Annotated in this window: 24 protein-coding genes; 12 read left to right on the top strand and 12 right to left on the bottom strand. The window is 61.8% G+C overall.

The window, feature by feature from the left end; translation table 11 throughout:
- Positions 1-9: 9 nt before the first annotated feature.
- Complete coding sequence (locus tag CLV74_RS14070; RefSeq protein ID WP_170108062.1) at positions 10-921, bottom strand: LysR family transcriptional regulator; 912 nt, start codon at positions 919-921, stop codon at positions 10-12.
- A 168-nt stretch (positions 922-1,089) separates the two neighbouring features.
- Between CLV74_RS14070 and CLV74_RS14065 the strand changes: the two genes are divergently transcribed.
- Entirely contained in the window at positions 1,090-1,404 is a 315-nt protein-coding gene (locus CLV74_RS14065) for a hypothetical protein (RefSeq protein ID WP_106265915.1), read from the top strand.
- 73 nt (positions 1,405-1,477) lie between these two features.
- Positions 1,478-2,458 (top strand): haloalkane dehalogenase, encoded by a 981-nt coding sequence (locus CLV74_RS14060; protein ID WP_106265913.1) that lies wholly within the window; start codon positions 1,478-1,480, stop codon positions 2,456-2,458.
- 416 nt (positions 2,459-2,874) lie between these two features.
- Here CLV74_RS14060 and CLV74_RS14055 read toward each other — a convergent pair whose 3' ends face one another.
- The 7 genes from CLV74_RS14055 to CLV74_RS14025 all read right to left on the bottom strand — a co-directional run bounded on the left by CLV74_RS14055 (position 2,875) and on the right by CLV74_RS14025 (position 8,672).
- A complete protein-coding gene (locus tag CLV74_RS14055) occupies positions 2,875-3,714 on the bottom strand; it encodes a fumarylacetoacetate hydrolase family protein (protein WP_106265911.1) in 840 nt (279 codons plus the stop codon).
- Positions 3,711-4,574, bottom strand: a complete 864-nt coding sequence (locus CLV74_RS14050; protein ID WP_106265909.1) for an amidohydrolase family protein — start codon at positions 4,572-4,574, stop codon at positions 3,711-3,713. Before CLV74_RS14050 ends, CLV74_RS14055 begins: the two co-directional genes overlap by 4 nt.
- A 12-nt stretch (positions 4,575-4,586) precedes the next feature.
- The gene (locus tag CLV74_RS14045) at positions 4,587-5,558 is read right to left on the bottom strand and encodes a PhnD/SsuA/transferrin family substrate-binding protein (protein ID WP_106265907.1); all 972 of its coding nucleotides are present in this window, start codon (positions 5,556-5,558) and stop codon (positions 4,587-4,589) included.
- Positions 5,559-5,685: 127 nt separating this feature from the next.
- Positions 5,686-6,246 (bottom strand): NADPH-dependent FMN reductase, encoded by a 561-nt coding sequence (locus CLV74_RS14040; RefSeq protein WP_106265905.1) that lies wholly within the window; start codon positions 6,244-6,246, stop codon positions 5,686-5,688.
- 24 nt (positions 6,247-6,270) lie between these two features.
- Positions 6,271-6,807, bottom strand: coding sequence for a carboxymuconolactone decarboxylase family protein (locus CLV74_RS14035; RefSeq protein WP_106265903.1), 537 nt, complete (start codon positions 6,805-6,807; stop codon positions 6,271-6,273).
- Entirely contained in the window at positions 6,804-7,775 is a 972-nt protein-coding gene (locus CLV74_RS14030; RefSeq protein ID WP_106265901.1) for a VOC family protein, read from the bottom strand. Before CLV74_RS14030 ends, CLV74_RS14035 begins: the two co-directional genes overlap by 4 nt.
- Positions 7,776-7,787: 12 nt before the next feature.
- Entirely contained in the window at positions 7,788-8,672 is an 885-nt protein-coding gene (locus tag CLV74_RS14025) for a substrate-binding domain-containing protein (protein WP_106265899.1), read from the bottom strand.
- Between the two features lie 292 nt (positions 8,673-8,964).
- On the opposite strand from CLV74_RS14025, the gene CLV74_RS14020 reads away from it, so the two are divergent.
- Positions 8,965-11,016 (top strand): tripartite tricarboxylate transporter permease, encoded by a 2,052-nt coding sequence (locus CLV74_RS14020; protein WP_211299057.1) that lies wholly within the window; start codon positions 8,965-8,967, stop codon positions 11,014-11,016.
- 62 nt (positions 11,017-11,078) lie between these two features.
- On the opposite strand, the gene CLV74_RS22585 is transcribed toward CLV74_RS14020, so the two are convergent.
- Positions 11,079-11,873 carry an alpha/beta fold hydrolase gene (locus tag CLV74_RS22585; RefSeq protein WP_146134962.1) on the bottom strand — a complete coding sequence of 265 codons (795 nt, stop codon included), beginning with the start codon at positions 11,871-11,873 and terminating at the stop codon, positions 11,079-11,081.
- Positions 11,874-12,185: 312 nt separating this feature from the next.
- On the opposite strand from CLV74_RS22585, the gene CLV74_RS14015 reads away from it, so the two are divergent.
- The 3 genes from CLV74_RS14015 (at position 12,186) to CLV74_RS14005 (ending at position 14,857) form a co-directional block, all read left to right on the top strand.
- The gene (locus CLV74_RS14015) at positions 12,186-13,226 is read left to right on the top strand and encodes a Bug family tripartite tricarboxylate transporter substrate binding protein (protein WP_170108061.1); all 1,041 of its coding nucleotides are present in this window, start codon (positions 12,186-12,188) and stop codon (positions 13,224-13,226) included.
- Positions 13,227-13,369: 143 nt separating this feature from the next.
- The gene (locus tag CLV74_RS14010) at positions 13,370-14,689 is read left to right on the top strand and encodes a DUF3500 domain-containing protein (RefSeq protein ID WP_106265895.1); all 1,320 of its coding nucleotides are present in this window, start codon (positions 13,370-13,372) and stop codon (positions 14,687-14,689) included.
- 9 nt (positions 14,690-14,698) lie between these two features.
- Complete coding sequence (locus CLV74_RS14005; RefSeq protein ID WP_106265893.1) at positions 14,699-14,857, top strand: peptidase M23; 159 nt, start codon at positions 14,699-14,701, stop codon at positions 14,855-14,857.
- Positions 14,858-15,006: 149 nt separating this feature from the next.
- Here CLV74_RS14005 and CLV74_RS14000 read toward each other — a convergent pair whose 3' ends face one another.
- Entirely contained in the window at positions 15,007-16,257 is a 1,251-nt protein-coding gene (locus tag CLV74_RS14000) for an MFS transporter (RefSeq protein WP_106265891.1), read from the bottom strand.
- Positions 16,258-16,483: 226 nt separating this feature from the next.
- On the opposite strand from CLV74_RS14000, the gene CLV74_RS13995 reads away from it, so the two are divergent.
- On the top strand, positions 16,484-17,713 hold the full coding sequence (locus CLV74_RS13995; RefSeq protein WP_170108060.1) for a LysR family transcriptional regulator: 1,230 nt from the start codon (positions 16,484-16,486) through the stop codon (positions 17,711-17,713).
- Between the two features lie 96 nt (positions 17,714-17,809).
- On the opposite strand, the gene CLV74_RS13990 is transcribed toward CLV74_RS13995, so the two are convergent.
- Complete coding sequence (locus CLV74_RS13990) at positions 17,810-18,661, bottom strand: HpcH/HpaI aldolase family protein (RefSeq protein ID WP_106265887.1); 852 nt, start codon at positions 18,659-18,661, stop codon at positions 17,810-17,812.
- 11 nt (positions 18,662-18,672) lie between these two features.
- Entirely contained in the window at positions 18,673-19,644 is a 972-nt protein-coding gene (locus CLV74_RS13985) for an ABC transporter substrate-binding protein (RefSeq protein WP_106265885.1), read from the bottom strand.
- Positions 19,645-19,847: 203 nt separating this feature from the next.
- Here CLV74_RS13985 and CLV74_RS13980 point away from each other — a divergent pair, with 203 nt between their 5' ends.
- Genes CLV74_RS13980 through CLV74_RS13960 form a run of 5 tightly spaced genes read left to right on the top strand, consistent with a single transcriptional unit; the run spans position 19,848 to position 25,271 of the window.
- A complete protein-coding gene (locus tag CLV74_RS13980; RefSeq protein WP_106265883.1) occupies positions 19,848-20,873 on the top strand; it encodes an amidohydrolase family protein in 1,026 nt (341 codons plus the stop codon).
- Positions 20,870-22,537: a thiamine pyrophosphate-binding protein gene (locus CLV74_RS13975; protein ID WP_106265881.1), complete on the top strand. Its 1,668-nt coding sequence runs from the start codon at positions 20,870-20,872 to the stop codon at positions 22,535-22,537. Before CLV74_RS13980 ends, CLV74_RS13975 begins: the two co-directional genes overlap by 4 nt.
- Positions 22,538-22,563: 26 nt before the next feature.
- Complete coding sequence (locus CLV74_RS13970) at positions 22,564-23,472, top strand: amidohydrolase family protein (protein WP_170108059.1); 909 nt, start codon at positions 22,564-22,566, stop codon at positions 23,470-23,472.
- Positions 23,473-23,490: 18 nt separating this feature from the next.
- On the top strand, positions 23,491-24,363 hold the full coding sequence (locus CLV74_RS13965) for an amidohydrolase family protein (RefSeq protein ID WP_106265878.1): 873 nt from the start codon (positions 23,491-23,493) through the stop codon (positions 24,361-24,363).
- Entirely contained in the window at positions 24,360-25,271 is a 912-nt protein-coding gene (locus CLV74_RS13960) for a substrate-binding domain-containing protein (protein ID WP_106265876.1), read from the top strand. Before CLV74_RS13965 ends, CLV74_RS13960 begins: the two co-directional genes overlap by 4 nt.
- Positions 25,272-25,488: the final 217 nt, after the last annotated feature.

The following is a 25,488-nucleotide window of genomic DNA, read 5'->3' as shown; positions in this document are numbered from 1 at the left end:
ATCGCGATGTCAGCTCGCCTGTTTGGGCATTGGGATTGTCTCGCCACTGTCTCCCCTGAAGAGCCCGATCAGTCGCGGAAGCGAGTGAACCAGATGGTCGCTTAAAGCGCGGACGCGGGCGTTGTCGCGCAGTTCCGCGTGGCGCAGCAGCCATAAATCCTGACGTGGAACAAACTCGGGCTCTGTGATGCGCGCCAATTCCGGGTCGGGGTCGCACAGAACACAAGGCAACAAAACCAGTCCGATGCCTGCGCGACAGGCGATCTGTTGCGTTCGCATGTCACTGATACGCATGACGGTCGGGTGCATTGCGAAAGGAGTGCTTCTCTTCCAGGATTCTGAAGACCCTTCGGGACTGAAACTGATCCACCCGAAATCGTCGAACGGCTGGCCGTCGCGCAATTTCTCCACAACAGCCTTCGACAGGTAGACCGCGCGGGCGGTTTGGGTCAATTTCCGACCGATGAGATGATCATCAGGGCTGTGTCCGAACCGCATCGCCAAATCGGCATCCCGTCTGTCAAGATCGGAGAGCGAGGCGCTGGTGATCACACGCAGGTCTATATCGGGATGCGCTTGACGGAACTCTTCAAGGATTTCCAGTACCGGGCCGACCGCCAGAACATCCCCCATTGAAAGCGTAACCGGCCCGGAAATCTCGCGGCTGATCCCGAAGGTACGCCGATCCAGCGTGGCGACTTCGTTCTCGATGGTCGTGGCTGTCGCCAGCATCTCCTGTCCCGTCTGAGAAAGTTCGAGCTTCCCACCTTTCCGCTGATAGAGCGGCGCACCGGCAAAGGCGCTCATTGCCTCCAACCTGCGTGCAACAGTCGAGTGGCTGATCCCAAGTGCGGCGCTAGCGGCGCGGGTGGACCCGCTTCGCACGAATAGCAAAAATAGCTTCAGATCGCCCCAATCCATTTGTCTCATCAATGCACCAATTTGTATCATATCAGAAAATTGCGTCACATTTTTGAGACTACTAAGTTTTCCTCGTCCGGGCAACAAAGCCCGAGATCACCCCCTCCGGATGCACCTTCCATGGAGCGACTTGGGGGGCGGAAAAGTAAAAGTCCAAGGAGACGCGAAATGGCACATATTCTTGTCGACATTCTTCCGTTCAAGGAAGGCAAAACCATCGAAGACGCGCTGGCGTATTTTGAGAAAGTCCGCCCGGCGATGGAACGCAACGGACTTCGGCGCGTTGATGCCCCGCTTCGGGCGCTCAAGTCGCTGCGAGGGGCGCAACAGGCTGACCTCGTCAACTTGTTCGAGACCGACGATCCCGAAACATCAATGCAGGGCATGGCTGGCGATGCTGAGTATCAGTCACATGTTGCGCTGCGCGACGCGATCTTCGATCTGGAAAACGCATCCATCATCCTGACCACAAAGCACACCTGACCACCAAGCGTCTTGGTTCCGTACGGAAGTGCAATCTTTGTCCGGAACAAACCAAAATTTTCAAGGAAATACCATGAAACTCACTTCAATTACTCTGGCCGTGGCCGGAACGATGGCGCTCGCCTCGATTCCATTTGCAGTATCGTCTGAGCCTACAAAACTACCACTCCCCGCTGTATCGGAAGAAATGACCCTTGCATCGCAAAGCGTCGATGTCCTGTCTTCCTCCATGTCGTACGTCGAAACTGGCTCTGGCGATCCGGTGCTCTTTGTGCATGGCAATCCGACTTCGAGCTATCTCTGGCGCAATGTCCTGCCCCACGTGGCCGACACGCATCGTGCCATCGCAGTCGATCTGATCGGGATGGGCGCGTCGGGCAAACCCGACATCGACTATACGTTCGCCGATCACGCCCGCTTCCTCGATGCTTTTGTCGCCGAAATGGATCTGACCAACATAACCCTTGTCGGGCATGACTGGGGTGCGGCGCTGGCATGGGATTTTGCCCGGCGCAACCCCGATATCGTAGTCAAGCTGGCCTTTATGGAAGGCGTTCTACCGCCTGCACTGCCCCAGCCGAGCTACGAGGCGTTGGGCGAAGAAATGGGCGGAATGTTCCGCGCGCTTCAGGATGAAAAACAAGGGTACGAGATGGTCATGGAGGGCAATTTCTTCGTAGAAGGTATCCTGCCCATGATGGTCAACCGCACCTTGGGCGAGCAAGCAATGGAAGCCTATGGCGCACCCTACACAACTGTCGAAAGCCGTCTTCCAACCTGGATGTGGCCGCGCGAAGTTCCGATTGGAGGAGAGCCGACTGAAAACGTTCAATTGATGGCCGACATTCAATCCTTCATGGGCGAAACGGATATGCCTGTCCTGCTGACCTACGCGGAACCGGGCGTTCTGGTGCCGCCACAAGCCGTTCCTTTCTACAGCAACCTGATCCATGATCTGGAAACAGTGTTTATCGGTCAGGGACTTCACTTCATCCAAGAAGACCAGCCGGTCGCGATTGGCCGTGCCATCGCGGACTGGCTGCGTCGCAACTAAGACCCTCGGAGAGCGGACCCCCTTTCTGCTCTCCGATCGCCAGACCAACAAACAACATGTGAGAGCAAAATGACCAAGTTTTTCCACTTGCCCGCCAGCTGCTCTTCAGACGATCACGTAAACCCGATTTGAAGTCGAAGTCGTCGACCTCGGAAGCAAGTCAAAGGCGTTTCAAGCGGCCAACCCGCTTGGAAAAGTTCCGGCGCTTCTGGACGTTTCTTCCGTGAAAAGGCCTTCGCCGTAGAAATGACCTAGGCCAAACAGAGCAATTAGCTCACTGCAGGCGGAAATCTGACATTCGTGCGCCTTGCGGCGTTGGTCAAAAAGGGCTCAAAACGGACCTTAGCCCTCCAGCCTTACGACACGCAAATCCTGTCTGCATGCCGCAAGTCTGTAAAGAGCCAACCCCGCCCAGATCAGCCTTCTTTCACCACACGATTGCGCAGGGTGCCAAGCCGGTCAATCGTGACCTCCACCACATCGCCTTCCTTCAGGAACACCGGCGGCGTGCGGCGGGAGCCGACGCCCGCAGGGGTGCCGGTGGCGATCATGTCCCCTGCCCGCAGGGGGATCCAGTTGGTGATGTACGCGATCATCTCGGCCACGGGCCAGATCATGTCAGCGGTATTGGCTTGTTGCATGGTCTGGCCGTTCACGGTCAGGGACAATTCCAAAGCCTGCGGGTCGCCGACCTCATCGGCGGTGACCAGCCACGGCCCCACAGCGCCGGTCCCGACAAAGTTCTTGCCCGCCGTCACTTGGCTGGAGTGCCGCTGCCAGTCACGCACGCTGCCCTCATTCATGCAGGCATAGCCGAACACATAATCCAGCGCCTTCTCCGCAGGCAGATTGCGGCCCGTATCGCGGCCGATGACGGCGACCATCTCGGCCTCGAAATCCAGCTTGTCCGAGATGCGCGGGATCACCAGCGGGGCCTTATGGCCGATCAGGGTCTCGGGCCAGCGGGCGAAGAGCATGGGCTTGTCATCGGGATCGCGCACGCCCTCTTCCTTATGGGCCTGATAGTTCAGGCCGATGCATATGATCTTGCCGGGGTTCGGGACCACGGGCAGTAGGGTCAGGGTGTCGATGGAAAAGTCCCCGTCTCCTTCCAGCGCCTTTGGCAGCGCCCCGCCCGATGCGATGAAATCGGTGATCTGTGCAGGCGCGCCGCGGGCGGGCAAATCCCAGACAGCGCCGTTTTCAAGGACGCCATAGCTGGCGGCGTCCCCGTTCACGTAAGAGACCAGCTTCATGCCGCGCCATCCTTCAGCGCCGGATAAAGCGCGGCCGCTGTGCCGTAGAAAATGTTGTCCTGATCGGCCTTGGGCAGACAGGCGATCTGATCCTTCGCTGCCTGTAAATTGGACGCCATCGACCCTTCATTCGCGGGATAGTTCGAGCCCCAAGCGATCCGGTCCGACCCATAGTGCGACAGCAGCTTGTCGTAGAACGCACGCGGTTCAATACCGGCCTCTAGCACCTTGTCGGTGATACGCGGAGTGAACTTGAGATAGATGTTGTCAAAGGCGGACAGCGACCACAGCCCCACCGCCTTGTTGAACGGTGCTCCGTCCGAGATATCAGGCCGCGAGAAGTGGTCCAGAATGATCTTGGTCTTGGGGAAGCGGTGCGCCAACGCGGCCACCTGCGTCAGACCCACGGGGCCGGTCTGGATGCAAATAGGCAGGCCCTCGGCGCCGCAGAACTCCCACACTTTGAAGCTATCGGGATGATCCATCGCCGAGGTATCAAAGGCCTTGGTCGTCCCGCCGGTGAACAGGCGCAGGCCGGTCAGGCCCCGATCCATCCAACCTTTGGCCACCGCCAGCGCGTCGGGTGCCATCATGTCAATCGACCCGACAGCGGTGAAACGGTCCGGATACATGGCGCAGGCATCGCAGACGTAGGAATTGTCGAACCCGTAGCAGGTCGAGGACTGCACGATTGCGCCTTTCTGGATGCCGGCCTCGTCCATTTCGCGGATCAGGGCATCGATATCCACGGGGCGTTCCTCGGACCACTCCGAGCGTTTGCCGAACAGCGGGTCCGAGGGGTATTTGTCGAAATCCCCCGAAATGACGTGCGGGTGAATGTCGTAGAAAGTGTCAGCCATAGGATTGGTCCTTCAGGTGGTCTCGGGGTCGACGAAAATCTCGTCCAGTTCCATCAAGCGCGGGGTCAGACCCTGCTTGAACGCAGCGGTGCGCAGGGCGTTGATCGTGGGTAGGTTGGCGGCCATGCCATAGGGCAGCGGATCGCCCACGATGGGGGCCAGCTTGCGGTATTTCTCGTCATCCTTGGTGGTGCCGATGCCTTGCTTCCAATCGGCCAGCCAGTCGGCTTTGGCGGCGGCAAAGGCATCCGACAGGGACTTGGCGATCCACGGGTGTTCGGCCAGAACCGCGTCCTTCACCACGATGGTGCCGTGCATGGGGTAAACGCCCGTCGCTTTGTAGGACGCGGCCTCGCGGTCAGAGGCATCAGGGATCAGCTTGGGCCAGTCGTTTTTGACCGTCTGCCACCCCCCAGTGGGCGAGCCTGTACGCCCCACCCCCGAATTGCCGGAACTACCGGCAACCAGCTCGCCCCGCTGCATCATCTCATAGAGGGACACCCCTTCAGGCACGTGGACCACATTGGCGGGCAGCTTGAGCGCCTGAACATGTTCCTCATCATCGACCACCCAAGTGATCTTGGAACAATCAACGCCGTATTCTTCTTCCAGTATCTGGCGGTTCCAGACGCAGGTGGTCACCGAATAGGCGCGGATGCCAACCTTCTTGCCCTCAAGGTCCTTGGGAGTTTCGATCCCCTGATCGGGCAGCTTGACCATAGTTCCGTGGTGGAAGGTCCGCATCACAAAGATCGGCAGCGCCACAAAGGGCGCCCCATAGGCGCGGGCGATAATATAGGTGGTCGGAGCCAGCTCGCAGACGTCGAATTCCACGTCACGGACCATACGGCGAAAAGCCCCGATCTGGGGTTTCACCTCGATGAAATTGGCGTCCACCCCTTCGATGGGGATCTCGCCCGAGATCAGTTTGCGGGTATGCGGATACTCCGCGATCGAGATATCAAGTCTAACCTTTTCAGGCATTTGGCCTCCGCGCGTCGTTCCCGTCCGGCGCGGGCCGGACAGGAAGGCAGGTGTTTTCAGGGATTGTGTGGATCAAGGCAGAAACCGGCCAATCGGAAATCCGTCAGCGGGTATCGGGAAACGGGCGTTATGCGCTGTGCAGGGCCGCGGCCAGTTCCCCCAGCGCCGCCTGCATGTCAGCGGCCTGCGCGGCAAAGGCGGCGGCGGGGTCTACAAGGCGGCCTGCGTCGGTCCTTTCCGCCGCTTTCAGGGGCAGCGCGGGGCGGGTTGGAACCGGCTCTAGATGAAGGCCCTGACAGACCTGCGCGATCTGGTCAGCGGCCTTGCCGCCCCCGCCCGCGCCGTAAGAAGTGATCACAACCGGCTTGCCCTGCCATTCGGAATAAAGGTGATCCAGCGCGTTCTTCAGCGCCGCCGGATAGCCCCAGTTGTACTGGGGCAGCAGAAAGATGAAGCCTGCCGCGCTATCGACCTTACGGCTCCAGTTGCGGGTGTGTTCCGACCTGTAGCCGTCAAAGCCCTCTTGCTTGGGCTGGTGCGGCTCATCATCCATCGGCAGGGGCCAGTCGCGCAGATCGACCGTTTCGATGGACAGACCAAGAGTGTTCCGCGCGTGAATCCAGTCGGCCAGTTGGTCAGCGACGCGCGACGGCCGGACACTGGCCATAATCAGCAGGATTTGGGACATAGGGCATTCCTTGTTCAAAGAGGGTCAGTCGGCGGGGCGCACGTCATGCAGCCGCATCGCCAGCGCGACCGAAGTGAAATAGCCGATCAGCGCCATCACCTCGGCGATGCCTTCGCGGGTGATCAGTGCCGCGTAACGGTCAAAGGCGGGTTGGTCGGTATCGGCCCCTGCCAAAGCGTTGCGCGCCAGATCGTAGATGGCTGACAGACGCGGATCGTCGATCTGCGCCGCGTCCCCCGCCAGAAGGGCGGCGATCACCGGCTCTGTCAGACCTGCTGCGCGGGCGTGTTTGCTGTGACCTCGGATCGGAAAGGGCGATTGCCAGTGAACCGCCGTGACCAGCACCACCAGTTCCCGCTCGGCATCGGTCAGAGAGGACGCCTTGTTCAGATGGGTGCCGATGGCCTCCATCCCCTCGGCGACGCCGGGGGCGTGCAGCCAGATTTTATAGGGGATCAAGACCTTGCCCCGCTTGGCGATCAGCCGATCGATCAGCGCCTGCTGGCGCGGGGTAACTTGGGCGGCGTCTGGTTCCTGAACGCGGTTCGGCGGCAGGCTCATGTCGCCACCCAGCGCGCCAATGCGCCCTCTTGGCTGACCTGAACGCCGGTAAAAGACGTTGCCTCTTCCCGCCAGCGCTGCGGCGCGGGTTGGCCCCAAGGCACGATCTTGTGCTTTTCTTCGGTGGACCAGACGGCGGTGGGCTCATCCGCGTCCATGAACTGCATAGGCGGCAGGATAAACTCGATCCGGTGGCCGTCAGGGTCGCGGAAATAGACAAAGGCCGAGTTTCCCGGACCATGGCGACCGGGACCGCGTTCCACCTCGGACCCGCAGCCCATTTCGCCCGCGATGTCACAGGCGCGGAACATGGCCTGCAAGTCACCGACGATGTACGAGAAATGATGCAACCGCGGTCCCGCCCCAAGGGCCAGCACCAGATCATGGGGATCGTTCTTGCGGTGCAGGAACAACCCGATGCGCTGGCCGGTGTCCGCCTGCCGGATCACCTCGGCGGCGCGAAAGCCCATCGCTTCAAAGCCGGAGCCCGTGCCATCCACATCCGGCACAATCACCTGCGCGTGGTTCAGGCGCAGCACCGCCCCGCCTTTGCGTGTGGCGTAATCGGTCAGAGTGCGCGGCACGCGGGTCATGGAGGCGGTCAGTTCCAACCGCAGGCCCGAGGGGTGGTTGACGCTTAGCGTCCGCCCCTGCCCCAAACGTTCGGTCCATTCGGTGGAAACCCCAAGGGCAGCAAAATACGCCTCCGCCGCGTCCAGATCGCTATCTGCCAGCACGCGAAAACCAAGGCAATCGCAGCTTGGGGTGTCATCGCGGATCAGCACCAGACTGTGGTGGCTGGTCTCTTCGATCCCGCGCAAGTAAGCCGCGCCATCTTCGCGGGTGGTCTCAACCAGACCGGCAAGGCCGGTGTAAAAACGGACCGAGGCGTCCAGATCGCGGACCCGCATCACCACATGGCTGATGCGGGTGATGCGGAAAGGCGGGGTGAGGTAGGTATCAGTCATCGCGCCCTCTTCTCAAACCAGCGAACGGGTCAGATCGTTAAACAAATCCGCAGGCGTCACCGGCTGCGAGATCAACCGCTGCTGAAGGCAGTAATCGATCACCAAAGTCAGTGAGGGCTCTAGCGCCGCAAACCCGTAGGGGCGGAAATCAATGGCACCCTTTTGCGGGGCCTGCGCCTTGCTAGCCTTGAGCATGCGGTACAATTCGCGGACCACCTCGGGGGCCTCAGCGCACAGGCGTTCCTGCACCACGAACATATGGTTCATCGAAACCGCGCCGGTCTGCGCGTACCACGCCTGCGCTGCGGCATCGGGATCAGGGATTACCGTCTTCAGGCGCGGATCGTCGGGCATATCCACCCCCAGCATGGCGGCATCCAATTCGCCATCCAGCAGCATATCCACCAGCTTTTTATCCTCAGAGGCGATGGTGACGTTGGGCGGATTGCGGTAGCTGGCCACATGGGCATCCTCGAACGTCAGCCACTCGGCCGCATCCAGATCAGCGCCGAACTGGTTTTGCAGGATGCCGCGCACCCACATGCCGGTGGTCTGGGTATAGGCCCGCACCCCGATCCGCTTGCCCGCCAGATCATCGGGGCACACCTCGCCGCGGTCGGCGTTATAGGCGATGCAGTGATGCTGGAACCGCCCCGAGATCGTCGCGGGCAGCAGCACCAGCGGCACGCCTGCCTCTCGGGCCTGAAGAAAGGTCACAATCGCCAATTCGCCCGCATCAAAGGCCAGATCGCGCACGAAGGGCTTGAACCCCTTATTGGCCCGCGCATAGGGCGCAAAGTCGAAGTCGATCAGATCCGAAGTAATCTGTCCGGACTTGATCGCCTGCGTCACCGGATAGTCGGCAAGCAGCGTCTTGAGTGTTTTCTTTTGCAGCACGGGCTATGGTCCTTTCAGATGGCGCGGGGCGCGCAAGCCCCGCCACCTTCCGTTAACCCGCCCCGAAGCCGCCAATAGGAAGACAGGCACAGGCAATAGGATGATTGGCCCGCGCCCCGAATGCGGCGCGTTTAAACATGAAGGCTCCGCTGATATTATGGATGGCGGCTTCTTTCCGATTGGCGCCCGAACACCCCGAAAAGGCAAAATCCCCAAGAACCATAACGGCGAGACGATCGCCTGAATCGCTGCCCGTTGACCCGTCGACGGGCAGAAAGGGAGGAAAGACATAATGGAAGGACTTGATGTCGGCTTCATGTTTGCAGCCGCAAGCGAGGCTTTCGGAACCATCATGCAACTCGAGAGGATCGGGTTTCTGGTTTTGGGGGTGTTGGTGGGCCTTGCCATCGGCCTGTTGCCGGGGATCGGCGGGCTGACGGGCTTTGCCCTGCTGGTGCCGTTCACCTACACGATGGACCCCGTCGCGGCGCTGGCCATGCTTTTGGGGATGCATTCTGTCACCTCGACCTCTGACACGATTCCGGCGGTGATGTTCGGGGTGCCCGGCACGGCGGCGTCACAAGCCACGGTGCTGGACGGCTTTGCCCTGACCAAGAAAGGCGAGGCCGGACGGGCGCTGTCCGCAGGCTTTACCGCCTCGCTTCTGGGGGGCATCTTCGGGGCGCTGGTGCTGGCGGTCTCGATCCCTGTAATCCGGCCCTTTGTCCTTGCCATCGGCACACCGGAACTGCTGGGTCTGACGATTTTCGGCATCGCGATGGTCTCTTCGCTGTCGGGCAACGCGCCCTTGCGCGGAATTGTGGTGGCGGGCTTTGGCTGCATGGTCAGCATGATCGGCACCGACGCGCAGACCGGCACCATCCGTTGGGCGGGCGATATCTTTTACCTCTGGGACGGGATGCCCCTGTTGCCGGTCCTGCTAGGCATATTCGCCCTGCCAGAGCTATGCGACATCGCGATCAAACGCTCGTCCGTCGCCTCTGAAATGAAATACAGCCACACCACAGGCATGGTTCAGGGCGCCCGCGATGTCTTCAAGAACTGGTTCCTGTGCCTGCGCTGTAGTGGCATCGGCGCGCTACTGGGGATCATTCCCGGCATCACCGGCGCGGTCACCGACTGGATCGCCTATGGCCACGCCCTGCGCACGGAAAAAGGTGCCGAGAAGACGTTTGGCAAAGGCGATATCCGCGGCGTCATCGCACCTGAATCCGCCAACAACGCCCGCGAGGGCGGCGGTCTGGTCCCGACCATTGCCTTTGGCGTGCCGGGCAGTGCGGCGCAGGCCATCCTCTTGGGTGCGATCATGGTGCATGGCTTTGTGCCCGGTCCTGCCATGCTGACCACCGATCTGGACATGACCTACACCCTGATCTGGTCCATCGCACTGGCCAATATCTTTGGCGCAGGCCTGTGCTTTTTGCTCAGCGGCCACTTCGCCAAGATCTCGATCATGCGCTACACCTTGCTGCTGCCTGCGATCATGGCCGTGGTCTATGTGGGTGCCTATCAGGGCTCGCGCGCTTGGGGAGATCTCTATGCGCTGCTGTTCTTCGGCGTTGTCGGTTGGGCGATGAAGCGCCTGCGCTGGCCCCGTCCGCCGCTGATCCTCGGCCTTGTTCTGGGCACCCTGATCGAGCGCTACATGGCCATTTCGATCGGTCGTTTCGGCGCAGACTGGCTGACCCGTCCGGTGGTCGCGATCTTCCTTGTAATGGCGGTGATGGTGCTGATGCGCCCCATGTACACCGAGATCAAACACGCGGGTCTTCGTGCTTTCACCCCTCGTGGCGGCTTTTCCCTGCGGGCCTCGGACCTGATGTATGTCTTCTTTCTGGGGATCGGCGGCTGGATGCTGCTGGAAGCACAGGAATGGAGCTTTGGCGCCCGTATCGGACCGACCGTCGTCGGCTGCACCATGTTGATCGCTGGGGCCGTCAGCCTGATCTACGTGCTGTTCTCGGGACGGGGCAGCGCCGCTGCGGCCGAGGCCACGCACCGTGGCATCCACATGGACCTTGCCTCCGAGGACGAGGACCAGTCGACCAGCTATGTACTGATCCGTGGCGGTATCTTCTTTGGCTGGTTCGTGGCCTTTCTGGCCAGCATGGCCGTGATCGGTCTGATCCCCACTGTGCCGCTGATCATCGTCGCCTTCATGCGGCTGGAGGGGCGCGAGCCATGGCGGCTTAGCCTCATCTACGCCGCCAGCGTGACCCTATTCATCTATGTGATGTTCGATCAGGTGATCCGCGTGCCGTGGCCCTCGACGGTGATGGGTGATCTTCTGCCCGGGTTAGCGGCGGTGATCCCGTCCATGTGACGCCCTTGAATGCGCAGTTGCCCTGCCCTTCTCTACGAAGGGCGGGGCTTTTTTGTCATGTCTTACAGAGGGTGGCTCTCAAAGAAGCCGCAGAGCGCGGCGTTAAACGCCTCGGGCGCTTCGATGTTGATGGCATGGCCACCTGCAAGGTCCGCCACCTGCATCTGCGGCAAGAGCGAGGCTGCCAATGCACGGATGGGCTGGAACTGCTTTTCGTTGCGGCCATTGATCAGCAGGGTCGGAACCTGCAACGCCCCGAAGCTGTCACGCATGGGCAGGGGCGGCAGGGTATGACGCATCAAGGCACAGATCGTTGGCAGATCGCAGACATCCGCATCCGCCGACAGCTGCGCCCTTACATCGGCGGGAAACGCGCCCCCGCGCTGCGGATGGAACGGCAAAAGGCGCAAGGCGGGCTGGCCGCCATCCTCGATCCCCTCCGCGCGTGCCATGTCATTGGCCCGCGAGGCCGCGTCCGGCGCGGGGGCAAGCACCCGATTGCCATTGGTCCAGACCTGCGCGGCCACCGTTTCGGGACGCGGCAAAGCAAGGCGCAGGGTGATCCCTGCCGCAAAGCTCTGCCCGCAGACATACCAGCGCGGAATGCCCAGAATACGGCGGGCTTTGTCCAGTTCATCGGCAAGCGCATCGGGCGACAATCGTGCCGGATCGGTGCAGGCGGGGGCCTGCCCGTGGCCCGGAAGTTCGGCAATGATCAGGCGATAGTGGCGGCGCAACCCCTCTTGATTCAGGCGCCAGTGGTGGCGGCTGGACAGCAGCCCATGCACCAGCAGCAAGGGCGGCTTGTCGGACAAATCCGCCCGCATGGCAAAGGTCAGGTTCTTGATTTTAAGCATCTCGCGCCGATCCGAAGTGGTGAAAAACGCAAGCAGCCTGATCGCCCCGCAGCGTCGCAGACAAGAGCACCGCCACCTGTCAGACAGATTTCCTATGGGCGCGGAGCGATTTCCGATTTCCCGCGCATTGTGAAAGCGCGGCCAAACTGGAACGGTATACCAAGGCGGCCTGCCCTGCGCGGTATCTCGGCCAAACGGTCCGAAATCTATCGTCGCCTACCGAATTCCAATGCGGGTGTTCGTTTCCTGATCACCCATAGTGCGCTTGGGCCGTCCGGCACTGTGACGGCCCGAAACGGAGGAAGAATTATGATGTTTGACAGATCCGCACTTATCGCGGTGTCAGCAGCCGGAATGGTGGCACTCTCGGGTGCCGCAAATGCCGAAACCGCCGAGGAATTCTACGCAGGAAAAGCCATTACGATGACGGTCGCAGCCGCCACCGGCGGCATGGCCGACACGGTGGCGCGGGCCTTTGCTCAGGTCTTCGCAAGCCACATCCCCGGCCAGCCGCAGATCATCGTGCAGAACATGCCCGGTGCTGGCGGGCTGGTGGGCGGTGCCTATTTCGCACGGGCCGCCAAGAATGACGGGACCGAAATCGCGTTTCTTCTGGGCAATGTGATCACAACACCGATGATCACCGGCAACACCCAGTTCGACCCACGCAAAATGGCCTGGATCGGCGCGATCAACTCGGGCGATTACCCTTACGCCACATATGCTTATGAAAGCTCGCCCGTGCAGTCGGCGGACCAGCTGTTTGACACGGAAATGGTCATCGGCGCGACCTCGTTCACCAACTACAACCGCGTCTTTCCGGCGATGATGAACGACTATGCGGGCACCAAGTTCAAGATCGTCGCGGGCTACAAGGGCTCGGGCGAGGTAGAACTGGCGATGGAGCGCAGCGAGGCCGACGGTTGGTTCACCGGATCGCAGCACATCCGCGAGTTGGTCGGCAACGCTGGTGCGATGATCAAGGAAGGGCACCTGAAGCCGATCCTGCTGATGGCCTCAAAGCCCGATCCGCGCCATCCCGATCTGCCAATCGCGATGGACTATATCACCGATCCCGACAACCGGCAGGTCGCGCAATTCCTGTTGGACAGCTCGTCCGTGGGGCGGCCCATCGCGGTGCCGCAAGGCATGCCCGATGAATTGATCGACGCCCTACGCACCGCTATGGCCGAAACCTTCGCGGACCCCGCCTTTGCCGATTTCGTCAAGGCCTCGGGTCTGGGTGAGGCAGAGCTGCAAACCCCGGAAGAGTTACAAACCCTGATCGACGGTTTCTACGCCACCCCAGAAGCTGTGCTGGAAAAGGTGCGGACCTTTACCAACGGGCAGTAATCCCTGTGGTCGCTTATTTCAGCGGCCAACCTTTCCACCGGCCCGCCTTTGCCACGAGCGGCCAAGGGCGGGTCAACGGGCGGCCTGCTGTGCCGGATGCTCCCCGCAGCAGGCCGCATCATTCTTGAACAGGAGACATCAGGATGTCCTCTGATTTCCTTAAATACGTCGCCCCGATGGGCACCCACCGCCTGTTTGGCATGAGCCCGCAGGACTTTATGGACACCATGCCCGAACGTCGTTGGACGCGGCGTGCGGCGGCAATGGAAGACCTGAAAAAGACGCCCTACAAAGGCATCACCACCGATGGCACCGTCATCCCCGACCTTTATGAGCTGCGGGACGAAGGAGCCCCTACCGAAGAAATCCTCAACGCGGTCGAGCATTTTCTTGCCCTGCTAACGCCCGAACAAAAGGCCAAGACCCTCTTGCCCCTGCACTCGGTCGAGAAACGCGCGTGGCAGAACGGCATCCCCGATTTCAACACCCACGGCGTGCGACTGGACGAGGTCTCAGCCCCGATCCGCGATGCGGCTTTGGCGGTGCTGAAAGCCTCGCTCAGCCCCAAGGGCTATGAGCGGGCGCGCAACGTGATGAAGCTGAACGGCTATCTGGGCGAATTGGTCGGCGCGCCGAAACTGCTGGGAGAGTTCTGTTACCGTCTGCATTTCTGGGGCACGCCCTCGACGACCGAGCCATGGGGCTGGCAGTTCTCGGGTCACCATCTGGCGCTGACCTGCTTTATTCTGGGCCGCCAGATGACCATGACGCCCACCTTTTTCGGGGTCGAACCGAACGAATGCACCGAAGGGCAATTCGCCGGGGCCTCGGTCTTTATGGACGACGAATACAATGGGCTAAGGCTGGCACAAAGTCTGGATGCGGACCAGCGCCGCAAGGCGATCTTTGCCGATAGCATCCTTGCCGCGTCCCAAGCGCCGGGCCGTCATCACCAGTTCGACGGGCTGTGTTTCGGCGGAGCCTACCGCGACAATCAAGTTGTCCCCTATGAGGGGATCACCGGCGACGATCTGACCCCGACCCAGTGGCGCGACCTTCTGGATCTGGCAGAAAGCTACCTGTCCACCCTGCCCGCCGGTCCCTTGGCCGCCAAGATGGGCGATCTGGAACGGCACAAGTCCGAGACCCGCTTTTGTTGGGCAGGCGGGCTAGAGCAGCGCGGGGTGTTCTACTACCGCATCCAAAGCCCCGTCACGATGGTGGAATTCGACCACCACTGGGGCGTGGTGCTGGACAACCCCCAGCCCGAGCGGTTCCACATCCACACCACCGTGCGCAACCCGAACGGCAACGACTTTGGTCTGGACCTGCTGCGCCAGCACCTTCTGAACGATCACCACCACGGGGATCACAGCCATAGCCATATGCACGGGCATGGACATGACCACGGGCACTCCCACGATCATGATCATGACCACCCGCACACCCATTCCCACGACTGAGGATTCCAGATGAAATCTATCTCAACACTGACCATGGCGGTCTTTGCCGCCTCTCCTGCTCTGGCCCACGGCGGGGTGCATATACATCCCCACGGCACAGAGGTTCCGTTGCTCTTGTTGGGCACGGGTTTGATCGCGGTGGCCGCAGTGCTGGCCTACAAGCGCTAAAGGCGGCTACCCCATCCCGCGATCAATCGGAAAGGCCCGGGACGTGATCCTCCCGGGCCTTTTCGCGTCTGTTACCTGTCTTGAAGAACGTGGCAGAGCACATGGCATCGTGGCAGACCAGCAGTCCCCGTCAGTCCATCAGCACCGCCTCAGTCAAAGGGCGTCGCACCGTCGTCCAGCGCCTCAGAGATGCGCCACAAGGGCAGCGCCAGCGCCGCCAGCACCACGAACAACAGGCCAGAGGACAGCAGAACCGTGGCTTGCATCCCCATCACATCGGCCCCGTAGCCAATTGCCAAAGCCCCCAAGGCAGGGCTGCCACGGGCAAACAGGCCAAAGACGCTCAGGGTCCGGCCCCGCAGCGTGCCCGGTGTGGTCAGCTGGATAAATGTCTGGGTACAGACCAGCCCCCGCGTGATCGTCGCGCCCAAGGCCATTGCCGCCAGAATGCCCATCACCGGACCCGTTGCCCGCGCAAGAAAGATTGCCGTTACCGCGCCGATCGCCCACCACATGGGCGCCTGACGCAACAGATGCACCGGCGCACGCTGACCAACGCTTAGACCCGCCAGCACCGCGCCCACCGCAGCCGAACCGGTCAACATGGCCAGCCCCGTCACCGCATCGGCAAAGGATTGGGCGGCGATGACCGGCATCAGCTCCATCACTGCGCGGACCATGGCGCCGCCTCCGAACATGGCCAAAAGGATCACCCTCAGTGCCGGAATACGCGCCGCATAGGCGAAACCTTCCAGCATTTGCGCCAGAAATGGCGCGGACGGGCTTTTGGCGATAGGCTCCAGCCGCAAGCGCAGCAGCACCACGACAAACAGCACCGTCACCGCCGCATTCACCGTAAAGACCTGCGGGATGCCCCAATGCAGGATCATCGCCCCTGCCACCGCTGGCCCCACAAGGCGGGCAATATTAACGCAGGCCGAATTCAGGCCCACGGCGCTGGCAACTTGATCACGATGCACCATCTGCTGCACCATCGCAAAGCGCGAGGGCTGGGTCGCCGCTGTCAGCACCCCTTGCATCAGGGTCAGCGCCAGCACGCCCCAAAGCCCCAGATGACCTGTGACCATCGCCAAGGCCATCGTCACCGCATTCAGGATCGAGATCACCTGCGCCACCACATTCAGCCGCAGCCGGTCCCAGCGATCCGCCGCCACCCCCGCAAACGGAGAGATTACCACCACCGGCAACAGGTCCGAGGCCGCCAGCACCCCCACCCAGAACGCCGATCCGGTCCAGTCCCAGACCAGCCAACTGCTGGCGATCCGCTGCATCCAGGTTCCAGTCAGCGACAGGGTATTACCGGCCAGATAAAGCCCGAATTGCGACCTGAACAAAACCTGCACCGCCTGTGCGCGTGCGATCCTCTGGACTAACGACATTCCAATGCCCTCATGGCGCGGGGCTTATGGGGAAACCCCGCCCATAGCGCGATATTTTTAAGGAAATTTCACTGAATCTGCGTGACCTTGCCAGAGGCGCGGCAGATTTCTTATGGCGTGAGGCATAATTTGATTAGCCATTTGCCCGCGATCCCGTCACCCTTGGGCCTCAAGTCCCGGCGGGGAGGCCGGGCAGTTCGAGTTCACGGGGATGGGGAGAACCGTAATGTTCCACTTTGAGGAAATTCCGAACCTGCGGCATCTGCGGATGGTGCAGGTGATCGGGCGCACGGGCGGGGTCAGCTGTGCCTCGCGCGAGCTAAGCACATCTCAGCCAGCGGTCACCCAAGCCGTCGCCAATCTGGAAACCGACATCGGCACGCCGATCTTTGAACGCCGCGCCGTGGGAACCTATCCCACGCCATTGGGCAAACAGTATCTGCTGCGGATCGACCGCTTCTTCGAAATTCTCGACAAGGCAATTGCGCAGGCCATGCCCCCCTCTGAAGGGACCATCCCGCGGGCGGACTGGCTGATCACCAACACCCAGATGCGGGCCATGATCATCACCTGCGAGAAAGACCGCGTGAACCAGATCGCCGACAGCATCGGTCTGTCGCCCGCGTCCCTCTTCCGCTCGGCCCGCACGCTGGAACGCAGTCTGGGGCGGCCTCTGTTCGATCGCACCGCCCAAGGGGTCATTCCGACCCCCACCGGCCAGACTCTGGCCCGCGAATTGCGCCGCGCCCTGCGCGAGATCGAGATGGCTCGGGGCGAAATCCTGCTGGCCTCGGGACGCGAAAGCCTTGAGATCACCGTAGGGGCGCTGCCTATGGCAGGCTCGCATGATCTGGCGTTGGCGACCTATGCCTTCACCCAAGCCTATCCGCAGGCCAAGGTGCGTCTGATCTCGGGTGAATACCACAAGCTGCTGGGGGACCTGTCCAACAGCCGGATCGATATGATCTTCGGCGTGCTGCGCAAGCCCGACTGGGCCGAGGACCTGAACGAAGAGCTCTTGTTCCGCGACAGCTACTGCCTTGTGATGCGCACAGGCCACCCGCTGACCCGCCTGCCCCAGATCACCCCCGAAGATCTGGCCCGCTACCAGTGGATCGCGCCCCAATCGGGCACCCCGCGCCGCAAACGCATCGAGGAAATCTTCGAGGGTATCACACCCCCGTCCTTCCATGTGGAAACACCGTCACTGGCGCTCAGCCGTGCATTCCTGCTGAATCTGGATATGATCACCCTGATGACCCGATCCGAGGTACAGGCCGATCTGGATATGGGCATTTTGACAAACCTGCCCTGCCCGCGACTGGATGCGGTGCTGCCCAAAGGGGTGACCACCCGTTCCGACTGGCTACCGACCGAAGCCCACGCCGCCTTTCTGGACTGCCTGAGGGATGTCACAGCGGGGGTGAACCGGCGCCCTGAACGGCTGGCCTCTTAAGGCCAACCCCGCCTGAAATGTATAAAGGCCGCAGGGAAAACCCTGCGGCCTTTATTCCGTTTAGGGGATGCGCCCGCCGATCGCGGGCGCGCGGGCTCAGAGCAGGGATTTCACCTTTTCCAGCGTGGCATAGCTGCGCGACGGGGTGGTAAAGAGAATGTCAAAGCCTTGCTCGATCACTTCGGCGGCGTTGGCCACGCCCACATGGGGATGGGCAATCGCCACGCCCGCCGCCTTGGCCTTGGCCAGAATTTCCGCCTTGGCCTTGACCACTTCGGGATGATCGTACTGGCGGGGAAAGCCAAGGTTCTGGCTCAGGTCCCCTTCGCCGATCATGATCGCGCCGACACCCGGCACCTTGAGGATATCATCAAGGTTCTCCATCGCCTCGACGCTTTCGATCATCAGCACCACCATGATCTCGCCCTTGGGGTCCAGCGGCCAGACGTCGGCGCGGTCATAGTATTCTTGCACCGACAGCCCCCAATAGCGGGCCGCCGCATTGGGCGCATCGCCCCGAAGGCCCTTGGGTTCATAGGCCTCCGATCCTTCGGGACGGGCATAACGACAGGCCGAAACCGCGTTTCGCGCCTGCTCGGCCGTGGCGATATGGGGGAAGATCACCCCGTAGACGCCCTGATCCAGCACCTGCTTTGCCATCCAGGTGTTCATCTCGGCCCCGTTGGCGGGGATGCGCACAAAAGGCGTCACCGGCGGACGAAGCGAGCCGCCCTCGACAATGCGCTTGCGGTTCATCAGATGGGCCAGCGCGTCTTTCAGCTCGGACGCGGAATAGGGCGTGTGTTCCATCTCGAAGAGCACACCGGTTAGCGGCGACAGGCCGAATTGGGTGGCCTCTTCGCGGTCAGCGCGGGCAAAGGCCATTGTGGGTTTCTCGCCAGCTTCCAGCGCGGCGATGATGCCATTGAGGCGGTCGGGATTGCTCATATCTTATCTCCTCAGAACGGCAGGAACATGTCTTCGGCGCTGCACAGGCGCGGGATCAGGCCCTGTTGATGGCCATAGCGGATCAGGGCTTCGATCGAGGCGCGGTTGGCCTCGATCCCGTAGGGCAGCGGGTCATCGCCCACGATCTGCATGTGGCGCAGATCCTTGGCCACTTGCTTGCCCGTGGCCGAGCCGTCTTTCAGCGCCGCCAGATAGGGCGCTTTGGCCGCAACGAAGGCCTCATAGAGTTCGGCAGCCAGATTGGGGTAACGCTCTAGCACGCTTTCCTTGATCGCCAGCGTGCCGTGGATCGGAAAGACCCCGTCCTTTGCATAGACCTCGGCATCAAGACGGGCGGGGTCCGCGAACATCTCTTGCAGGTCAGGCAAGGCGGGGGCGGCATCGTTCCAGCCTGCGTCCGGCTTGCCCGCACGGCCAACGCCCGCGTCACCCGTACAGGCGGCATCCAACTGGCCATCGGCCATCATCTGCACCAACGATCCCCCCTGGGGGACATGATGCACATTGGCGGGCAGCTTCAGCGCCGAGACATGTTCCTCGTCATCGACCCACCAATTTACCTTGTCGATGTCCACGCCGTATTCGTTCTGCAACAGGCCCCGTTTCCACACGCCCGTGGTCACCGAATAGGCCCTGACACCGAAGTTGCGCCCTTCCAGATCCTTCGGGCCTTTGATCCCCGCATCAGGGCGCACCAACAGGCCGTCATGGTGAAAGCGGCGCACGAAAAAGACCGGCAGTGCCTTGATCGGCACCCCGTAGGCGCGGGCGATCAGATAGGTGGTGGGGGCAATCTCGCAGATGTCATAAGCCAGTTCACGCACCATCCGGCGGAAGGCGGCGATGTGGGGTTTGACCTCTTCGAACTGCAAGGGGGCAGACGGCACGGTAATCTCGCCGGATTTGAGCGCGGCGGTATAAGGATAGGTCCGCAAAGCCACCTTGAGCGGGGCGTCAGACATGTTGGCTTCTCCTGTTGCTGTGGCCTTCTTCCTAGCGGCGCGCCCCTGCCGCACGAAAATAGAAGATCGCACAGCCCCCATAGGATCGCCGCAAGCGCCCCCGACTGCCGGTTTCATATACCATCCGGCAGCTTTCCGATTGGCGGAAATTCGGCCCTCCGCGCTACCGCTTGGAAAACCCAATATCCTATCGGAGAGAGCCAATGATCATCGATTGCCACGGGCATTTCACCACCGTTCCCGCCTATTTCCGCGACTATCGCAAAGCCCAGATCGACGACTTTGCCGCAGGCAAGACCTCAGGCTTTAGCCCCGCGCCCCATATCAGCGACGACGAACTGCGCGAGGGGCTAGAGGCCAACCAGATCCGCCTGCAAAAAGAGCGCGGCATCGACATGACCCTGTTTTCGCCCATCGCGGGGCTGATGGGTCACCACCACGGGAACGAGGCCCTGTCCCAGCATTGGTCCGCCACCTGCAACGATCTTATCGCCCGCGTGGCCGAGATGTATCCCACCCGCTTCGCCCCTGTCTGCCAGTTGCCCCAATCCCCCGGTGCGGACCCCCGCGGCTGTATCCCTGAACTAGAGCGTTGCGCCGCGATGGGCTTTGTCGCCTGCAACCTGAACCCCGATCCGTCGGACGGCCACTGGACCGACGCGCCGATGACCGACCGTTTCTGGTACCCGCTGTATGAAAAACTGGTCGAGCTGGACATGCCTGCGATGATCCACGTGTCTGGGTCGTGCAACCCGAACTTCCACGGGACCGGCGCCCATTACATCAACGGCGACACCACTGTTTTCATGCAGCTTTTGCTGTCGGACCTGTTCAAGGACTTTCCGACCCTGCGGATGGTCATTCCCCACGGCGGCGGCGCGGTGCCCTATCACTGGGGTCGTTATCGCGGTCTGGCGCAGGATCTGAAGCGACCCCCGCTGGCCGAGGCGCTGTTGGACAACGTCTTCTTTGACACCTGCGTCTATCACCAGCCCGGCATTGACCTGCTGACCGATGTGATCCCCGTCAAGAACGTGCTCTTCGGGTCGGAAATGGTGGGGGCTGTACGCTCGATCGATCCCGAGACCGGTCATCCCTTTGACCACACCAAACGCTATATCGACGCGCTGAACCTCTCGGACGCCGATGCCTATGCGATCTTCGAGGGCAACGTGCGCCGCGTCTATCCGCGCCTTGATGCCCGCCTGAAAGCGCAGGAGGCCGCATGACCCGCTCTGCCGCCCGTATTCTGGTCGATCAACTGGTGATCCAAGGGATCGACCGCGTGTTCTGCGTCCCTGGCGAAAGCTTTTTGGCCGTGCTGGATGCCCTGCATGACAGCCCGCAGATCGAACTGGTCACATGCCGCCACGAAGGGGGAGCGGCCATGATGGCCGAAGCCTATGGCAAGCTGACCGGCAGGCCCGGAGTGGTGTTCTGTTCGCGCGGACCGGGGGCGACGAATGCCTCATCCGGTCTGCATGTGGCATGGCAGGATTCCACACCGCTGATCATGTTCATCGGCCAGAACCCCCGCAATGTCTCCACCCGCGAAGGGTTCCAAGAGGTGGACTATCGCCGGATGTTCGCCTGCCAGTCGAAAGCCGTCTTGCAGATCGAGGACGCGGCACGCACCTCGGAAATCGTCACCCGCGCCTTCCGGCTGGCCCTCTCGGGCCGTCCCGGCCCTGTGGTGATCCCCCTGCCCGAAGACATGCTGACCGATCACGCCGACAGCGCCGATGGCCCCTATGTCACCGCGCCCGTTTGCGGGCCGATGGCATCCACCGTGGCCAATGTGCGCGTGATGCTGTCCAAGGCCCGTGCGCCCGTGGTGATGCTGGGGGGCAGCGGCTGGACCACTGAGGCCGTCACCGCTTTTCGCGCCTTTGCCGAAGCCAGCGATCTGCCGGTCACAGCCTCGTTCCGGCGGCAGGACCTTCTGGACAACGACAGCCCCAGCTACATCGGTGAGGTCGGCCTAGGCGTAAACCCCGCGCTGGCGCAGCGGATCAAGGATGCAGACCTCTTGCTGGTGATCGGTGCCCGCTTGGGCGAGATTGGCACCAACGGCTACACGGTGATGCAGGCCCCCTGCCCCGATCAAAGCCTGATCCACGTCTATGCGGGTGCCGATGAGATCGGCCATGTCTACCAGCCCGACTTGGGCGTCGTGTCGAACCCTGCCGAATTCGCGCTGGCCTTGGCCGCCGGTGGTCCCGTCAGCGGCAACTGGAGCGCATGGCGTGACAGCGCCCGCCGCGACTTTGAGGCTTGGACCGCCCCGCGCGAAGTACCCGGCGCGATCCAGATGAGCCACATCATGAAGTGGCTGGATCAAACCCAGCCGCAAGACACGATCTACACCAACGGTGCGGGCAATTTCTCGGTCTGGCTGCACCGCTTCCACCGGTATCGGCAGTTCGGCACACAGGTGGCGCCGATCTGCGGATCAATGGGCTACGGGGTGCCTGCGGCTCTGGCGGCAGCCTTTGCCAAGCCTGAAGCAAAGGTGATCTGCATCGCCGGAGACGGAGATTTCCAGATGACCGGCACGGAACTGGCCACCGCCTGCGCCCACGGCTTGAAAATCCGCATCCTGATCCTGAACAACGGCATGTTGGCCACGATCCGCATGCATCAGGAACGGCACTATCCGGCCCGCGTCTCTGGCACGGACCTTAGTGCAGGCAATCCGGACTTTACCGCTTGGGCGCAGTCCTATGGGGCCTTTGGGGAACGGGTCAGTGACACCGACAGCTTTGCCGCCGCCTTCGCCCGCGCCGACGCCCATGACGGGCCCGCGGTGCTGGAGATCATGATCGATCCCGAAGCGATGACACCGGCCCAAAGCCTTAGCCAGATCCGCGCCGCCGCGCAGGCGGCCAAGTGATGGAAATCAAATGGGAGGAAAGACAGATGGCAAATACGATTGATCGCCGCAGCCTGCTGGGGGGCCTGACGGGACTGACGGCAACGCTTGGACTGCCCCGTAAGGGCGGCGCGCAAAGCCGCGCCCGCATCACCGACGGGCAAGTCCATATCTGGCAGGCCCACGGGGACCGGCCCCCCAGCGCCTCCGGACGGCAAGAACCGCTGCTGGTCGAGGAACTGCTGGCCACGCTGGACGCAAATGGCGTTGACCGCGTTGTCTTGGTCCCACCCAGTTGGGCGGCGCGGGGCAATACCTATTCGCTAGAGGCCGCCGCAGCCTATCCGGACCGCATCCGTGTTCTGGGTCTGGCGGGCCGCCCCGCGGAGGATCAGGCAGAGGCCATCACCCACTGGCTGGACACCCCCGGTATGGCCGGTCTGCGGATGTTCCTGTCAAATGACGCAGGCGCGGAATATCTGGCCTCGGGCGGGGCGGACTGGCTGTGGCCCATTCTGGCAGAAAACAGCATTCCGGTGTCGGTCCATGCAGGCGACAGCCTGCCGGTGCTGGCCCAAGCGATGGAGCGTCACCCCGATCTGAAACTCTGCCTTGATGCCTTTGGCCTTGGCCGCAACGTCGAGGCCGAGGAGGCGCTGGCGCGGTTTGAAACCGTGGCAGACACTATGGCGGCCTTTCCCAATGTGATGATTAAGACCGGCGTCATTCCCCGTGACAGCGGCGATGCCTTCCCCTTTTCCAACGCACAGCAGCTGGTGGGTCGGGTACTGGAGACCTTCGGACCCCAGCGCCTGATGTACGCCTCCGACATGACGCTGCTGAAAAGCCCCTACGCCGAGGGGCTGGAATTCTGGCGCGTCTTGCCTGACCTGCCCGACACAGATCGCGATGCCATTCTGGGCGAGAACATGAACCGCTGGTTGGAGTGGGCCTGACATGACCAAGGCACACCCATGACAGAGATCATCGACATTCACCCCCACATCATCGCCCCCGATCCGGTCCGCTATCCCTACGCGCCTTTGGGCGGCAAGCGGTCGGACTGGTCGGCCGAGCGGCCCTTTCCCATCAGCCAATACGTGGCCGAGATGGACGCCGCAGGGATCAGCGCCGCCGCGATGGTGCAATCGGCGACCACCTATGGCTATGACAACAGCTATGTGGCCGATTGCGCCATGGATTACCCCGACTGCATCGTCGGGGTTTTCACCGTCGACATCGGCGCGCCTGATGCAGTGCACACCATAGAGGCATGGCGCAAGCGCGGTATGGCCGGTCTGCGCCTGTTCGGCGCGGGATCAACCGTGCAATCAACCGGCGAATGGATGTTCGCCCACGAGACCCTGCCCGTCTGGGAGCATATGGCCGCCATCGACATGCCCGTCTGCATCCAGACCACCAAGATCGGCCTGCCCGTAGTCGAGGATCTCTTGCAGCGCTTTCCCGATGTGAACATCATCCTTGATCATCTGGGCCGCCCCGATCTGTCGGACGGTGCGCCTTATGCCAACGCCGCTCCTCTGTGGCAGCTGGCGCGGTTCGCCAATCTGTTCCTCAAGATCACGCCGCGCACCTTTGATCTGACCGAAAAGGCCCCTGCCCGCCCTGACAGCGTTTTCCCAAAGCTGGTGGCCGAATACGGGGCCGAACGGCTGGCGTGGGGATCGAACTTTCCAGCCAACAACGGCTCGTTGAAAGAACTGGTGCAGCAGGGGCACCGCTGCTTTGTCGCGCTGTCGGACAGGGATCGAGCTGCGATCTGGTCCGGAACGGCACGGCGCCTTTACCCGCAACTTGCCAATGTCACCTTGGAGGCCCTTGCATGAGCGCCAAAACCTATGGGCAGGGGCCATTGACCCTGTCCGCCAACATCACCCGTTTTGAGCCTACCCGCGCGTTGCTGGAACGCGAGGTGACTTCGAACCTTGTGCATCTGGAATTTGCGGGGCTGAAGCAGGCCCACGCGGGCTTTAAGGATATGCTGCGCCACGGGCGCTATGATGTGTCCGAGATGGCCATCGCAACAGCGCTACAGGCGCTGGCCTATGGCAAACCCTTCACCCTTTTGCCCTTTGTGGCACTGGGGCGGTTCCAGCATCACTGCATCGGCTATAACACCGATGTCCATGCCCATCTGGCCCCCGCCGATCTGGCAGGAAAGACCGTGGGGGTGCGCAGTTATACCCAGACCACCGGCCTTTGGGTGCGGGGGATCTTGCAAAATGATTACGGGCTAGACCCCGACAGCGTGGACTGGCTGTGCTTTGATCAGCCCCATCTGACCGAATACACCGATCCCCCGAGCGTGCGCTTTGGTGATCCGGCCGATGATCCGGTGCAGATGCTGCTGGAGGGGCGGCTGGACGCGGCTATCTTGGGTATGAATATGCCCGACGACCCACGTATCCGTCCTTTGATCCCCGATCCCCATAAGGCCGCCTTGGAATGGCATGGCCGCGCGGGTCTGGTGCCGCCCAACCACTACCTGATGATCCACAATTCATTGTGCGACGAGCGACCCGATGTGGTGCGGGTTTTGTGGCACATGCTTGTCAGATCGCGTCTGGCGGTGGGGGGCCGTGACGGCATTGACCCTTGGCCCATCGGGATTGCGGCGAACCGCCCTGCCTTGGACTGCGCCATCCGCTATGCCACCCAGCAGCATTTGCTGCCAGGTCCCGTGGCGGTGGATGATCTGTTCCACCCTTTGATCCACGAAATCGCGGGAGGTTAGGCTGTTTGGGGGCTCTGCCCCCGGCCTTTGGCCTCCCCCGAGGTATTTTTGCCAAGATGAAGGCAGGGCGCTTTTGTGGCGCCCTGTTTTTCTTTAGCTGAAGCTTTCCGAGAGCAGTTCTGCGGGCAGGTTCTGGTAGCAGACGGGGCGCAGGAAGCGGCGGATGGCGAGGGTGCCGACGGAGGTGGCTCCGAAGTTGGTGGAGGCGGGGTAAGGG

This window comes from Donghicola tyrosinivorans (assembly GCF_003003355.1).
GTDB classification, from domain to species: Bacteria; Pseudomonadota; Alphaproteobacteria; order Rhodobacterales; family Rhodobacteraceae; genus Donghicola; species Donghicola tyrosinivorans.
The sequence above is the reverse complement of the archived record's forward strand: the minus strand, read 5'-3'. Positions and strand labels throughout refer to the sequence as shown.

Excerpts from the sequence above, each read along its gene's own strand:
- CLV74_RS14070 (WP_170108062.1), bottom strand. The coding sequence starts at position 921 with ATGGATTGGGGCGATCTGAAGCTATTTTTGCTATTCGTGCGAAGCGGG.
- CLV74_RS14065 (WP_106265915.1), top strand. The coding sequence starts at position 1,090 with ATGGCACATATTCTTGTCGACATTCTTCCGTTCAAGGAAGGCAAAACC.
- CLV74_RS14060 (WP_106265913.1), top strand. The coding sequence starts at position 1,478 with ATGAAACTCACTTCAATTACTCTGGCCGTGGCCGGAACGATGGCGCTC.
- CLV74_RS14055 (WP_106265911.1), bottom strand. The coding sequence starts at position 3,714 with ATGAAGCTGGTCTCTTACGTGAACGGGGACGCCGCCAGCTATGGCGTC.
- CLV74_RS14050 (WP_106265909.1), bottom strand. The coding sequence starts at position 4,574 with ATGGCTGACACTTTCTACGACATTCACCCGCACGTCATTTCGGGGGAT.
- CLV74_RS14045 (WP_106265907.1), bottom strand. The coding sequence starts at position 5,558 with ATGCCTGAAAAGGTTAGACTTGATATCTCGATCGCGGAGTATCCGCAT.
- CLV74_RS14040 (WP_106265905.1), bottom strand. The coding sequence starts at position 6,246 with ATGTCCCAAATCCTGCTGATTATGGCCAGTGTCCGGCCGTCGCGCGTC.
- CLV74_RS14035 (WP_106265903.1), bottom strand. The coding sequence starts at position 6,807 with ATGAGCCTGCCGCCGAACCGCGTTCAGGAACCAGACGCCGCCCAAGTT.
- CLV74_RS14030 (WP_106265901.1), bottom strand. The coding sequence starts at position 7,775 with ATGACTGATACCTACCTCACCCCGCCTTTCCGCATCACCCGCATCAGC.
- CLV74_RS14020 (WP_211299057.1), top strand. The coding sequence starts at position 8,965 with ATGGAAGGACTTGATGTCGGCTTCATGTTTGCAGCCGCAAGCGAGGCT.
- CLV74_RS22585 (WP_146134962.1), bottom strand. The coding sequence starts at position 11,873 with ATGCTTAAAATCAAGAACCTGACCTTTGCCATGCGGGCGGATTTGTCC.
- CLV74_RS14015 (WP_170108061.1), top strand. The coding sequence starts at position 12,186 with ATGTTTGACAGATCCGCACTTATCGCGGTGTCAGCAGCCGGAATGGTG.
- CLV74_RS14010 (WP_106265895.1), top strand. The coding sequence starts at position 13,370 with ATGTCCTCTGATTTCCTTAAATACGTCGCCCCGATGGGCACCCACCGC.
- CLV74_RS14005 (WP_106265893.1), top strand. The coding sequence starts at position 14,699 with ATGAAATCTATCTCAACACTGACCATGGCGGTCTTTGCCGCCTCTCCT.
- CLV74_RS14000 (WP_106265891.1), bottom strand. The coding sequence starts at position 16,257 with ATGTCGTTAGTCCAGAGGATCGCACGCGCACAGGCGGTGCAGGTTTTG.
- CLV74_RS13995 (WP_170108060.1), top strand. The coding sequence starts at position 16,484 with ATGTTCCACTTTGAGGAAATTCCGAACCTGCGGCATCTGCGGATGGTG.
- CLV74_RS13990 (WP_106265887.1), bottom strand. The coding sequence starts at position 18,661 with ATGAGCAATCCCGACCGCCTCAATGGCATCATCGCCGCGCTGGAAGCT.
- CLV74_RS13985 (WP_106265885.1), bottom strand. The coding sequence starts at position 19,644 with ATGTCTGACGCCCCGCTCAAGGTGGCTTTGCGGACCTATCCTTATACC.
- CLV74_RS13980 (WP_106265883.1), top strand. The coding sequence starts at position 19,848 with ATGATCATCGATTGCCACGGGCATTTCACCACCGTTCCCGCCTATTTC.
- CLV74_RS13975 (WP_106265881.1), top strand. The coding sequence starts at position 20,870 with ATGACCCGCTCTGCCGCCCGTATTCTGGTCGATCAACTGGTGATCCAA.
- CLV74_RS13970 (WP_170108059.1), top strand. The coding sequence starts at position 22,564 with ATGGCAAATACGATTGATCGCCGCAGCCTGCTGGGGGGCCTGACGGGA.
- CLV74_RS13965 (WP_106265878.1), top strand. The coding sequence starts at position 23,491 with ATGACAGAGATCATCGACATTCACCCCCACATCATCGCCCCCGATCCG.
- CLV74_RS13960 (WP_106265876.1), top strand. The coding sequence starts at position 24,360 with ATGAGCGCCAAAACCTATGGGCAGGGGCCATTGACCCTGTCCGCCAAC.